9 protein-coding genes and 1 riboswitch are annotated in these 13416 nt (G+C 65.1%); of the genes, 4 read left to right on the plus strand and 5 right to left on the minus strand.

Annotation, left to right across the window (positions count from 1 at the left end; all coding sequences use genetic code 11):
- Positions 1–446 precede the first annotated feature (446 nt).
- On the minus strand, positions 447–650 hold the full coding sequence (locus ACT4OC_RS24865) for a hypothetical protein (RefSeq protein ID WP_444841695.1): 204 nt from the start codon (positions 648–650) through the stop codon (positions 447–449).
- Between the two features lie 219 nt (positions 651–869).
- Here ACT4OC_RS24865 and recA point away from each other — a divergent pair, with 219 nt between their 5' ends.
- Both recA and ACT4OC_RS24875 read left to right on the plus strand, forming a co-directional pair.
- Positions 870–1952 carry a recombinase RecA gene (recA, locus tag ACT4OC_RS24870; RefSeq protein WP_444841696.1) on the plus strand — a complete coding sequence of 361 codons (1083 nt, stop codon included), beginning with the start codon at positions 870–872 and terminating at the stop codon, positions 1950–1952.
- Positions 1953–2049: 97 nt separating this feature from the next.
- A complete protein-coding gene (locus ACT4OC_RS24875) occupies positions 2050–3030 on the plus strand; it encodes a hypothetical protein (protein WP_444841697.1) in 981 nt (326 codons plus the stop codon).
- A 39-nt stretch (positions 3031–3069) separates the two neighbouring features.
- Here ACT4OC_RS24875 and gcvP read toward each other — a convergent pair whose 3' ends face one another.
- The 3 genes from gcvP to gcvT form a co-directional block, all read right to left on the minus strand.
- Positions 3070–5958 (minus strand): aminomethyl-transferring glycine dehydrogenase, encoded by a 2889-nt coding sequence (gene gcvP, locus ACT4OC_RS24880; protein WP_444841698.1) that lies wholly within the window; start codon positions 5956–5958, stop codon positions 3070–3072.
- Positions 5959–6147: 189 nt separating this feature from the next.
- Entirely contained in the window at positions 6148–6513 is a 366-nt protein-coding gene (gene gcvH, locus ACT4OC_RS24885) for a glycine cleavage system protein GcvH (protein WP_444841699.1), read from the minus strand.
- A gap of 9 nt (positions 6514–6522) precedes the next feature.
- Positions 6523–7665, minus strand: a complete 1143-nt coding sequence (gene gcvT, locus ACT4OC_RS24890) for a glycine cleavage system aminomethyltransferase GcvT (RefSeq protein ID WP_444841700.1) — start codon at positions 7663–7665, stop codon at positions 6523–6525.
- A gap of 138 nt (positions 7666–7803) precedes the next feature.
- Positions 7804–7893, minus strand: a riboswitch (glycine riboswitch).
- A gap of 201 nt (positions 7894–8094) precedes the next feature.
- Between gcvT and alaS the strand changes: the two genes are divergently transcribed.
- Entirely contained in the window at positions 8095–10773 is a 2679-nt protein-coding gene (gene alaS / locus ACT4OC_RS24895; RefSeq protein WP_444841701.1) for an alanine--tRNA ligase, read from the plus strand.
- 56 nt (positions 10774–10829) lie between these two features.
- Here the strand turns inward: alaS and ACT4OC_RS24900 are convergent, their stop codons facing one another.
- Positions 10830–12041, minus strand: a complete 1212-nt coding sequence (locus ACT4OC_RS24900; protein WP_444841702.1) for an NADP-dependent isocitrate dehydrogenase — start codon at positions 12039–12041, stop codon at positions 10830–10832.
- Positions 12042–12382: 341 nt separating this feature from the next.
- Here ACT4OC_RS24900 and ACT4OC_RS24905 point away from each other — a divergent pair.
- On the plus strand, positions 12383–13416 hold a 1034-nt coding region (locus ACT4OC_RS24905; RefSeq protein ID WP_444841703.1), incomplete at its 3' end, for a TrmJ/YjtD family RNA methyltransferase.

Consider the following 13416-nt stretch of genomic DNA (forward strand, 5'->3'; position numbering starts at 1 on the left):
AACCATTGCGCGGGGAAGGTCGGGATGTCCTGGCTGTACCTGTCAAATCCGTGTGCGTTCTTTACTACCCGTTGCACACGGTGCTGCGGGCGCAGCCGGCGCCCGGCCTTCTCCGCGCCCTCTTTTCGAAGAGGGAGCAAACGAAATTGCAGAACCCGGGCGAAATCGAGTCGCGGGAATGGAGTCGCATATCGCCACGTCATCACGAGAGCGAAGCGACGCGCAATCTGTTACTATGTTGGCTTGCACGGCGGAGGCGAACGATGCGAGGGATGAAAGGCGGCAATGAGATCGAATGTCTGTCGCGGAAGTCCAGGCGTCTGACGAAGCTTCGTCCCGCCGACATTCGGGCTGCAAAGCGCAGCTTCTGGAAGCGGCAGCGGAAGGATGCTCGCCAAGCCGCACGGGCAGAGGCCGCCAACTGAGGCGGCCTCCGGTCCAAACGGTCAGCATTGAATCTTGGTACCATCAACGCTGCAGTCGGCTATGACATCTTCAACCGCCCATCGGAAGTCAGTATCCTGATACAAATCTCGTCGATCCTTACCTGCAACCTTGCCTACGGCCTGCGTTGATAGGTTTACGGCAACGGCAGCCAGGTTGATCGCAGTCAGGGCAGCCCCGACAACCAATACATGCTTTTGATTCATGTCTTCCCTCCTGGTGGAGGGGCAAGAGTAAATTAAGACACTGTTAAGAACAAACCAGGACATGGGCTCCCGAATACGGGCTCTGGAATAAGGGCAGCACCACCGGGCAAAGAACATATTGCGAACAGAGAACAAATGTGGTACGGATATTCCACAACCAAAAGTTCTCGATTCCCAGGCTGTCTGTCCCGCCCGAATCCCGTCATAAGGAGCCACCCTATGTCCGTCGCCGCCCTGCGTATTGTCGAAGGTTCTTCCATGGATAAGTCGAAGGCTCTTTCCGCCGCGCTCTCCCAGATCGAGCGCCAGTTCGGCAAGGGCTCGGTGATGCGGCTCGGCAAGAACGATCGCTCGATGGACATCGAGACGATCTCCACCGGCTCGCTTGGCCTCGACATTGCGCTCGGCGTCGGCGGGCTGCCGAAGGGGCGGGTCGTCGAGATTTACGGGCCGGAATCCTCAGGGAAGACCACGCTGGCGCTGCATTGCGTCGCCGAGGGACAAAAGAAGGGCGGCATCTGCGCCTTCATCGACGCCGAACACGCGCTCGATCCCGTCTACGCCCGCAAGCTCGGGGTCAATATCGACGAGCTGCTGATCTCCCAGCCCGACACCGGCGAGCAGGCGCTGGAAATCTGCGACACCCTGGTGCGCTCCGGCGCGGTCGACGTGCTGGTGGTCGATTCGGTCGCGGCGCTGGTGCCGAAGGCCGAGCTCGAGGGCGAGATGGGCGATGCGCTGCCGGGCTTGCAGGCAAGGTTGATGAGCCAGGCGCTGCGCAAGCTGACCGCCTCGATCAACAAGTCCAACACCATGGTGATCTTCATCAACCAGATCCGCATGAAGATCGGCGTGATGTACGGCTCGCCCGAAACCACCACCGGCGGCAATGCGCTGAAGTTTTACGCCTCCGTCCGCCTCGACATCCGCCGCATCGGCGCCATCAAGGAGCGCGACGAGGTGGTCGGCAACACCACCCGCGTCAAGGTGGTGAAGAACAAACTGGCGCCGCCGTTCAAGCAGGTCGAGTTCGACATCATGTATGGCGAGGGCGTCTCCAAGATGGGCGAGATCCTCGATCTCGGCGTCAAGGCCGGCGTCGTCGAAAAGTCCGGCGCCTGGTTCTCCTATGACAGCCAGCGCCTCGGCCAGGGCCGCGAGAATGCCAAGGCCTTCCTGAAGGCCAACCCCGACATGTCGGCCAAGATCGAGACCGCGATCCGCCAGAACTCCGGCCTGATCGCCGAGCAGATCCTGGCCGGCGAGCGCGAGGCCGACGGTGAGGAGGCCGCGGAGGAGTGAGCTCTCTGAATTGATTCTGACGGCAAGCGGGCGCCGAGGACGTTGAGTTGCCGACGTCTCCGGCGCCCGTTTTGTTTTGTGTGTGGCGGGGGTGACGATGAAGCCGCTGGTCCTGACCGGCTGCATGATGTCGGATTTCATGAGCGGTGGTTTCGCCGACCTCGTGTTCGATCTTGCGTCGTTTAATTTCATTTGGGGACCACAGCCGTCGTCGAGTGAGCTTGCTGCATATCTCGGTCCTCGCACCGCTGACCCCAATAGCGGTACACATTGGTCGGGCTGGGGCGGCCTCTGGAGTCCGAACAAGAACAAGAAGCATCGGAATCTCAGCCTGGCTGAATTCTGCCAGTACTACGAGACCGTCGAACTATGGTTCGATATGCGGCCACGCGCTCAACTGAAACTGATCTGGCTGCTTGACTATTTCTCATCCTATCCGGATGTGGCGCCGCGGTTGAAGCTCCGTCTTGTTGATCGCGATATGATGGAAATTCACGAGCTTGGGACGTGGCGACCGACCGTTATTGGCGTTTCCGAACGGGAGTTCGAGACTGCGAGTGCGGCCTGGCAGGCTTACAGAGCGGCGACGCCGGAAGCCTGTTTTGATTTATTTCATCGAGACCTGAGCGCGTTGCCACTGCTCAGGCCGGCGCTGCGCGATCTGCTCGCCGAGCTTCCTTCCACATCAACTGGCCTTGGAGCCAGTGAGATGCGGATGCTGGAGATGATCGGCAGGGGATATTCGCGGACGAGGGACATTTCCTATTGTTCCGACGCTCGTCAGACGCACGTTTTCAATGAATTCGAGCTGGGCTACTTGCTTGACGGACTCGCTTTCGGCCCGCGACCTGCGATCACTGGCCTCGACGAGGAACTGCGCACGATCAGGCAAGAGATTTCGCGAGCTCGGGATAGGGCTTGCAGGCGAAGCCGGCTCTCGCTCACCGATTTCGGCAAGGCCGTCGTCGCCCACAAGGAAGATTTTTCCCGACATAACCCGATCGACCGCTGGTGGGGCGGCACGCACCTGACCAACGACAATCTCTGGCGCTGGTCACCGGCGCTGGTGAAGCCGTAGGTCGCGAGTCCGCGCGTTCGCCCGACCAATCGTATGAAGTTACTCCGCCGCCTCCGCGTAATCCGCCACCGGCGGGCACGAGCACACCAGATTTCGGTCGCCATAGACATTGTCGACGCGGCCGACCGGGCTCCAGTACTTGTCCGTCCGTGCGCTGCCCGCGGGGAAACATCCCTGGACGCGGCTGTACGCCCGGTTCCACGCATCGTCGGCGATGTCGTGCACGGTGTGCGGCGCGTGGCGCAGCGGCGAGGTCTCGACCTTCCAGCGGCCGGACTCGATCTCGGCGATCTCGAGCCGGATCGCGATCATGGCGCCGCAGAAGCGGTCGATCTCCGCCTTCGATTCCGATTCGGTCGGCTCGATCATCAGCGTGCCCGGCACCGGAAAGCTCATGGTCGGCGCGTGGAAGCCGAAATCGATCAGGCGCTTTGCGATGTCGTCGACGGTGACGCCGCAGGTCGCCTTCAGCGGACGGGGGTCGACGATGCACTCATGGGCGACGCGGCCGCGCGCATTACGATAGAGCACCGGAAAATGCGGCTGCAGGCGAGCTGCGATGTAGTTGGCATTGAGGATCGCGATTTCGGTGGCGCGCCGCAAGCCTTCGCCGCCCATCATCAGGATGTAGATATAGGAGATCGTCAAAATCGACGCCGAGCCGAACGGCGCCGCCGACACGGGACCTGCCGGATGCGGCGCCGCGCCGTCGGTGAAGGGATGGCGATTCTCAGGGTGACTTGGCAGATACGGCGCAAGATGCTTCCTCACGCCGATCGGCCCCATGCCCGGGCCGCCGCCGCCATGCGGGATGCAGAAGGTCTTGTGCAGGTTGAGATGGCTGACATCGGCGCCGTAATCGCCGGGCCGCGACAGCCCGACCTGCGCGTTCAGATTGGCGCCGTCGAGATAGACCTGGCCGCCATGGGCGTGCACGGTGTCGCAGATCTCGCGGATATGCTCCTCGAACACGCCATGGGTCGAAGGGTAGGTGATCATCACCGCCGCGAGATTCTTCGAGTGCTGCGCCGCCTTGGCGACGAGATCGTTGACGTCGACATTGCCGCCGGCATCACAGGCGACCACCACCACGTCCATGCCGGCCATCGCTGCGGAGGCCGGATTGGTGCCGTGCGCGGAGGAGGGGATCAGGCAGATCCTGCGATGGCTTTCGCCCCGCGCGGCGTGATAGGCGCGGATCGCCAGCAGCCCGGCATACTCTCCTTGCGCGCCCGAATTCGGCTGCAGCGACACCGCGTCATAGCCGGTGATGTCGGCGAGCCATTTTTCCAGCCGCGCGAACAGCTCGTGGTAGCCCCGGGCCTGATCGGCCGGCGCGAAGGGATGCAGGCTGGCGAAGGCCGGCCAGGTCAGCGGCATCATCTCGGTGGTCGCGTTCAGCTTCATGGTGCAGGAGCCGAGCGGGATCATCGCGCGGTCGAGCGCAAGGTCGCGGTCGCTGAGCTTGCGCATGTAGCGCAGCAGCTCCGTCTCCGAGCGGTGGGCGTGGAACACGGGATGGGTGAGGAAGGCGCCCGTGCGCCTGATCTCCGCCGGCAGCGCGTCGCCGGCGTTCGCCTCGCCCTCCGCATAGGCGAGCTTGCCGCCGAAGGCGCGCCACACCGCCTCGATGATGTCGGGCGTCGTGGTCTCGTCCACGGCAATGCCGAGCGTGCCGTTGCCGATCCGGAGGTTGATCTTCTCGGCCAGCGCCCGGGCGACGATCTCGCTCTGCTTGCCGGGCGCATCCACCGTCAGCGTGTCGAAGTAGGTTTCATGCTTCGGCGCAAAGCCGAGCTTGCGCAATCCCGCCGCCAGCACCGCGGCGCGGCGGTGCACGTTGCGCGCGATGTGCCGCAACCCTTCGGGGCCGTGATAGACGGCGTACATCGAGGCGATCACCGCGAGCAGCACCTGCGCGGTGCAGATGTTGGAGGTCGCCTTCTCGCGGCGGATGTGCTGCTCGCGGGTTTGCAGCGCCAGCCGGTAGGCGGGCTGCCCACGGGAATCCACGGAGAGCCCGACGATGCGGCCGGGCAGCGAGCGCTTCAGCGCATCGCGTACCGCCATATAGGCCGCATGCGGCCCGCCATAGCCCATCGGCACGCCGAAGCGCTGCGCCGAGCCGATGGCGATATCGGCGCCGAGCTCGCCGGGCGAGGCCAGCAGAGTCAGCGCCAGCGGATCGGCGGCGACGACAGCCAATGCACCCTTGTTGTGCAGCGTCGCGATCGCCGCGCGCAGGTCGCGCACCACACCGGACGTGCCCGGATATTGCAGCAGGCCGCCGAACATCTCCGCCTTGTCGAGATCGAGCGCGGGATCGCCGACGATCAGATTCCAGCCCAGCGGCTCGGCACGGGTGCGCAGCACGGCGAGCGTCTGCGGATGCACCTCGGCATCGACGAAGAACGATTTGGTCTTGGCCTGCGCCGCGCGTTCCGCCAGCGCCATCGCTTCCGCCGCGGCGGTCGCTTCGTCCAGCAGCGAGGCGTTGGCGACGTCGAGCCCGGTGAGGTCGCAGACCATGGTCTGGAAATTGAACAGCGCTTCCAGCCGGCCCTGGCTGATCTCGGGCTGGTAGGGCGTGTAGGCCGTGTACCAGGCGGGATTTTCCAGAATGTTGCGCTGGATCACCGCGGGCAAGATCGTGCCGGAATAGCCTTGGCCGATCAGCGAGGTGAAGACTTGGTTCTGCGCGGCGAGCTCGCTCATGTGCGAAAGCGCCTCGGTCTCGCCGAGCGCACGCCCGAGATCGAGCGGCGCCTTCTGCCGGATCGACGACGGCAGCGTCTCGTCCATCAGCGCGCCGAGGGTTTTGGCGCCCACCGTCTCCAGCATCGCGTCGATGTCGCGCGGGGACGGGCCGATGTGGCGGCGCACGAAAGTGGCGGCGGCTTCGTTCTTGTGCTTGAGCGGCGCGTTCATGGCTTTCCTCTCTCTTCTCGTCATGCCCCGCCACCGGGTCTCGCCTTCGGCGAGCCCGATGACAGGCTCCGGCGGGGCATCCAGTACGCCGGGAAATCAGCGATCGAGCCGATGGGCCGCGGCGTACTGGGTCGCCCGGTCGAGCCGGGCGATGACAGCGAATGTATGGGTACGGATCGGATCAATTTCTCAGGCCGTGTGCTTGGCGTAGGCGGCTTCGTCCATCAGGCCGCCGAGCTCGCTCTTGTTGGCAATCTTCAGCTTGAAGAACCACGCCTTGCCCGCCGCGTCGGAATTGACCATCGCGGGCTCGGCGGCGAGCGCGTCGTTGATCTCGACCACCTCGCCGGAGATCGGCGCATAGACGTCGGAAGCAGCCTTGACGGATTCCACGACGGCGGCGGCCTCGGCCTTGGTCAGGCTGCGGCCGACCTTGGGCAGCTCGACGAACACGACGTCGCCGAGCTGCGACTGCGCGTAATCGGTGATGCCGATGGTGGCGACGTCGCCCTCGATGCGGAGCCATTCGTGGTCGGAGGTGTACAGCGTCGTCATGAATCTTCCTCAGCGTTTGTAGGTATTGGGAACGAAAGGCGTGGCGGCGACCTTCATGGGCAATCGCTGTCCGCGCACTTCGGCGAAAACGGCGGTGCCGACGGCGGAAAGGGAAGTGGGCACATAACCCATCGCCACCGGTGCATTGAGGCTCGGTCCGAAACCGCCGGAGGTGACGTTGCCGATCGGCTCCGCCGAGGCAGCGTCGGCAAACAACACGGCACCCTCGCGCACCGGCGCGCGGCCTTCGGCCCGCAGGCCGACGCGGCGGCGCGAAGCGCCGCCATCGAGCTCAGCGAGAATTTTTGCCGCACCCGGAAAACCGCCGGCACGGGCGCCGCCGCTGCGGCGGCTCTTCTGCACCGACCATTCCAGCGCCGCTTCCACCGGGGTCGTCGCGGTGTCGATGTCGTGACCATGGAGGCAAAGCCCGGCCTCGAGCCGCAGGCTGTCGCGCGCGCCAAGGCCGATCGGCAGCACGTCGGGATTTTGCATGAGCCGCGTCGCCAGCGCTTCGGCGTTCGGGGCCGGCACCGAAATCTCAAACCCGTCCTCGCCGGTATAGCCGGAGCGCGATACGAAGCAGTCGAAACCGTCAACGCGGCGCGGCCCCGCATCCATGAATCGCATCGCATGGACATCGGCACCGATTCTGGCGAGCGCGCTTTCCGCTTTCGGTCCCTGCAGCGCGATCAGCGCGCGGTCGGCGAGGGAATCGATGATGCAGCTGTCGGAAAGATGCGCGCGCAAATGCGCCTCGTCCGCTTCCTTGCACGCGGCGTTTACCACCAGAAACAGGTGGTCGCCGAAATTGGCGACCATCAGGTCATCCAGGATGCCGCCGTCGTCATTGGTGAACTGGGCGTAGCGCTGCCGACCCGGCGCAACCGCGACGATGTCCTGCGGCACCAGCCGCTCCAGCGCCAGCGCGGCGTCCTCGACGCGGCCCGACTTCGGCCGCAGCGCGATCTGGCCCATATGGGAGACGTCGAAGAGACCGGCGGCCGCGCGGGTGTGCAGATGTTCCCTGAGGACGCCGGCCGCGTATTGCACCGGCATGTCATAGCCGGCGAACGGCACCATCTTGGCCCCGCGCGCAAGGTGCAGCGCGTGCAATGGCGTTTGTTTCAGGGAGGTCACGGTAGCAAGCATCACAGGGCCCTCTCGGCTCCCGGGAACCAGTCCCGAAAACCACCAAGAAAGCCCCATCTGTCGCTGTGCCTGAGAGTATTATCCCGTCGGCGGACGCTCCCGACCTTGCGGTCCTCAGCGTCTCTTTCCAGATGTCGTCAGATCACGAGGGTCCTTTTGCCTGAGAGTTTCCGGGGCGGTTGCTCCTTCGGCGCCGGCACCAAAGCCGGTCTCTCCCGACGTGACTGTACTCCAACAGATGGGGAGGAAACACGGCTGGGCTAGGCCTGTCAACGCGGCAAGAAGGCTATCAACCGGGATTGTGTGCTGCGGCAACCCGCTGATCTGCCTGCACAGTTTCTGGACACCGGCAAAGGCCTTGTCTAAAAGCGTTTGCCCGGAAGACAAGGCGTTTTCGGCCCACCCGGCCCAAGCCCCGATTGGAATAAAATGAGCGGCGTCAACGAGATCAGGTCGACTTTTCTGAATTATTTCAAGGCCAACGGTCATGAGATCGTGGCCTCCTCGCCGCTCGTGCCGCGCAACGACCCGACCCTGATGTTCACCAATGCCGGCATGGTGCAGTTCAAGAATGTCTTCACGGGCGTGGAGAAGCGGGCCTATCAGCGCGCCACCACCTCGCAGAAATGCGTGCGCGCCGGCGGCAAGCACAACGATCTCGACAATGTCGGCTATACCGCGCGGCATCTGACCTTCTTCGAGATGCTCGGCAACTTCTCGTTCGGCGACTACTTCAAGGATCGCGCGATCGAGCTTGCCTGGAATCTGATCACGAAGGATTTCGGGCTGAAGAAGGACAAGCTGCTCGTCACCGTCTACCACACCGACGACGAAGCGGCCGGCTTCTGGAAGAAGATCGCCGGCTTCTCCGACGATCGCATCATCCGCATCCCGACCTCGGACAATTTCTGGGCGATGGGCGATACCGGCCCGTGCGGCCCGTGCTCGGAGATCTTCATCGACCGCGGCGAGCACATCTGGGGCGGCCCCCCGGGCAGCCCGGAGGAGGATGGCGACCGCTTCCTCGAATTCTGGAACCTGGTGTTCATGCAGTTCGAGCAGGTGACGAAGGAGGAGCGCGTGCCGCTGCCGCGCCCCTCGATCGACACCGGCATGGGGCTGGAGCGCATGGCGGCCATCCTGCAGGGCGTCGACAGCGTGTTCGAGACCGATCTATTCCGTCACCTGATCGATGCGACCGCCTCCGCCCTCGGGAGCGGACCGGAAGAGCAGACCGTCGCCTCGTTCCGGGTCATCGCGGACCACCTGCGCTCCTCGGCCTTTCTGATCGCCGACGGCGTGCTGCCCTCGAACGAAGGCCGCGGCTATGTGCTGCGCCGGATCATGCGCCGCGCGATGCGCCATGCGCAGCTCCTCGGGGCACACGAGCCGCTGATGCATCAGCTCGTCTGGGCGCTGGTGCGCGAGATGGGCCAGGCCTATCCGGACCTCGTGCGCGCCGAAAAGCTGATCGAGGAGACGCTGCGGCTGGAGGAGACCCGCTTCCGCAAGACCTTGGCACGCGGTCTTGCCATCCTCGATGAGAAGAGCGCCGGCCTGAAGAAGGGCGACATGTTCGACGGCGACACCGCGTTCACGCTGTACGACACCTATGGCTTCCCGCTCGACCTGACGCAGGACGCACTGAAATCGCGCGGCATCGGCGTCGACCAGGCGGCGTTTACCGATGCGATGGACCGCCAGCGCGAGAAGGCGCGCGCGTCCTGGGCCGGCTCGGGCGAGGCTGCCAGCGAAGCGATCTGGTTCCCACTGCGCGAAAAACTCGGCGCGACCGAATTCCTCGGCTACGAGACCGAGAGCGCCGAGGGCGTGGTCGCGGCACTGGTGAAGGACGGCAAGGAGATCGACAGCCTCAAGGCCGGCGAGACCGGCTCGATCGTGCTGAACCAGACGCCGTTCTATGCGGAGTCCGGCGGCCAGGTCGGCGACATCGGCGTTCTGACCGGCGAGGGCGGGATCAAGTTCCGCGTCACCGACACGCAGAAGAGGGCCGGCGATCTCTTCGTTCACACCGGCACGGTCGAGCAGGGCACGCTGAAGGCCGGCACCGCCTTGCTGCTCGAGGTCGATCATACGCGCCGCTCGTCGATCCGCGCCCATCACTCGGCGACGCATCTGCTGCACGAGGCGCTGCGCCAGGTGCTCGGCGACCACATCGCCCAGCGCGGCTCACTGGTCGCGCCCGACCGGCTGCGCTTCGACTTCGTTCACCCGAAGCCGATCACGGCGGAGGAGCTCGCGCGCGTCGAGGACATCGCCAACGACGTCGTGCTGGAGAATGACGAGGTCACCACCCGCATCATGGCGGTGGATGACGCCCGCGAGGCCGGCGCGCGTGCGCTGTTCGGCGAAAAATACGGCGACGAGGTCCGCGTCGTCTCGATGGGCAGGTTCCCGCGCGAGCAGGGCCGCAACGCGCTCGGCTGGTCGGTCGAGCTCTGCGGCGGCACGCATGTGCGCCGCACCGGAGACATCGGGCTGATCTCCGTCATCAGCGAAGGCGCGGTGGCCTCCGGCGTGCGCCGCATCGAGGCGCTGACCGGGCATCACGCCCGCAAGCACGCCAACGATACGATGGCGCTGGCCAAGACCGCAGCTGCCGAGCTGCGCACGTCGATCGACGACGTGCCGGCGCGCATCGCTTCGCTCCTGGAAGAGCGCAAGAAGCTGGAGCGCGATCTCTCCGACGCGCGCAAGAAGCTCGCCATGGGCGGCGGCGCCTCTGCCGGCAACGGCGCGGCCGGCGGCGTCCGCGAGGTCGGCAACGTCAAGCTGCTGGCGCGGGCGGTCGAGGGCGTCGAGACCAAGGATCTGAAGAGCCTGGTCGACGACGGCAAGAAGCAGATCGGCTCCGGCGTCGTCGCCATCGTCGGCGTCACCGGGGACGGCAAGGCCGGCATCGTGGTCGGCGTCACCGCCGATCTCACCACGCGCTTCAACGCGGTCGAATTGGTCCGCAAGGGCTCGGAAGTGCTGGGCGGCAAGGGCGGCGGCGGCCGTCCCGACATGGCGCAGGCCGGTGGTCCCGACGGCGCCAAGGCCGATGCCGCGCTGTCGGCGATCGAAAAGGCCATGGCGGGCGCCTGACGCGAGAAAGGCGGCCCGAAGGCCGCCTTTCACCGTTCCGGGGTTGGGCGAAGGCCTCAGGCCATCGCCTTGGCGAGATTGTCGGAAACCTTGTCGAGGAAGCCCGTGGTCGAGAGCCAGCGCTGGTCGGCGCCGACGAGGAGGGCAAGGTCCTTGGTCATGTAGCCGGACTCGACGGTGTCGACGCAGACCTTCTCCAGCGTGTCCGCGAACTTCGCGAGCTGCGCATTGTTGTCTAGCTTGGCGCGGTGGGAGAGGCCTCGCGTCCAGGCGAAGATCGAGGCGATGGAGTTGGTCGAGGTCTCCTTGCCCTTCTGGTGCTCGCGGTAGTGGCGGGTCACCGTGCCATGGGCAGCTTCGGATTCCACGGTCAAGCCGTCAGGGGTGAGCAGCACCGAAGTCATCAGGCCGAGTGAGCCGTAGCCCTGCGCCACCGTGTCGGACTGCACGTCGCCGTCGTAGTTCTTGCAGGCCCAGACATAGCCGCCGGACCATTTCAGCGCCGAGGCCACCATGTCGTCGATCAGGCGGTGCTCGTAGGTCAGGCCCTTGGCCTCGAATTCCTTCTTGAACTCGCGGTCGTAAATGTCCTGGAAGATGTCCTTGAAGCGGCCGTCATAGACCTTCAGGATCGTGTTCTTGGTCGACAGATACACCGGATAGCCGCGCATCAGGCCGAAGTTGAGGGAGGCGCGGGCGAAATCGATGATGGAATCGTCGAGATTGTACATTTCCATCGCGACGCCCGGGCCGGGCGCCTTGAACACCTCGCGCTCGATCACTGTGCCGTCCTCGCCGACGAATTTCAGCGACAGCGTGCCCTTGCCGGGGAACTTGATGTCGGTGGCGCGGTACTGGTCGCCATAGGCATGGCGGCCGATGATGATCGGCTTGGTCCAGCCGGGCACGAGGCGCGGCACGTTCTTGCAGATGATCGGCTCGCGGAAGATGCAGCCGCCGAGGATGTTGCGGATGGTACCGTTCGGCGACTTCCACATCTCCTTCAGACCGAACTCCTTCACCCGGGCCTCGTCGGGGGTGATGGTGGCGCATTTGACGCCGACGCCGACCTTCTTGATGGCGTTGGCGGCATCGATGGTGACCTGGTCGTTGGTCTGGTCGCGGTATTCCATCCCGAGGTCGAAATAGAGCAGCTCCACGTCAAGGAAGGGGTGGATCAGCTTGTCCTTGATGTACTGCCAGATGATCCGGGTCATCTCGTCGCCATCGAGTTCGACGACGGGGTTGGACACCTTGATTTTTGCCATGTCGAAAGAAGCCTCTTGGAAACAGCGTGTTTTGGGGCGGGGTAGGCGGGATTATGGCGGGGCTATAGCACTGCCCGTGCCCGGGCGGAAGCGATGCGGGTATGCACTTTAAGCTCATCCATTGGCCGGGAATGCCGGCGGCGGGGCCTGCGCCCGGGGCTCGACTGCGGGCATCGCCGGCCGGTCCGACAGTCTTCGGTCGGAGCTTCCAATGCCACGGCTAACGTGGTTATTCCACTTGAGAATTTTGGCCGGACCGGCAATCGGAAGGCGCTGAAGAAGGTCGGGGCCGTCGAGACCCTGATTCAAAATCTTCAGAACTTGAATCAGAAAGTGAAGCGATGTCCGGCACTGACAGGACGAAATCAGCTCCCGACCTCGCAGGCCCCGTCGTGATCCTGGTCGAGCCGCAGCTTGGCGAGAACATCGGCATGGCGGCGCGCGCCATGGGCAATTTTGCGCTGAGCCGGCTGCGCCTCGTCAACCCACGCGACGGCTGGCCGAACATCGCCGCTCAGCGGGCGGCGGCCGGCGCCGACCACATCCTGGAGAAGGCCGAGCTGTTCGACACGACGCAGGCGGCGGTCGCCGATCTCGACCTGCTGTTTGCCACGACCGCACGGGCCCACGACCAGGCCAAGCCGGTGGTGGCCCCGGAGGCGGCGGCCAGGGAGATCGTCGCGCACGCAGCGGCGGGCGGCGGGGCCGGCATCCTGTTCGGCCGGGAGCGCGCCGGGCTGACCAACGAGGAGGTGGCGCTGGCCAACCGGATCGTGACCTTTCCGGTCAATCCCGGCTTTGCCTCGCTCAACCTCGCCCAAGCCGTGCTGCTGACGGGCTACGAGTGGTTCAAGCTCGCGACGGGCGGCGCGCTGCCGTTCGCCATGCCCGAGCGCTCCGAGCGGGCCTCGCACCACCAGATCGACGCCTTCTTCGAGAACCTGGTGCGCGAGCTCGACAAGGTCGAATTCCTGCGCCCGCGCGAGAAGCGCGACACCATGCTGGTCAATTTGCGCAACATCTTCACCCGCATGGAGCCGACCAAGCAGGACATGCACACCCTGCACGGCGTGGTGATGGCAATCGCCGAGGGGCGCAAGGGGCCGGCCAAGGGCGGGGTGCTGGACGGGGCGCAGGCGACGCGCCTGCGCGCCCTGCTGGCCGAGCAGGGCCAACAGGGCGGCGTGGTGTCCGACTCCGGCAGCACCCTGAAGGGGCTCGCCCGGCTGCTGCGGCGAAATCCGACCGATGCCGAGCGCATCCTGTGGCAGGCGCTGACCCGCGACCGCCGCTTCGCCGGCCAGTTCAAGCGGCAGACGCCGGTCGGCCGCCAGATCCCCGATTTCGTCTCCTTCGTGCATCGCCTCGCGATCGA

It is taken from the genome of Bradyrhizobium sp., assembly GCF_052389815.1.
In the GTDB taxonomy this organism is placed as follows: Bacteria; Pseudomonadota; Alphaproteobacteria; order Rhizobiales; family Xanthobacteraceae; genus Bradyrhizobium.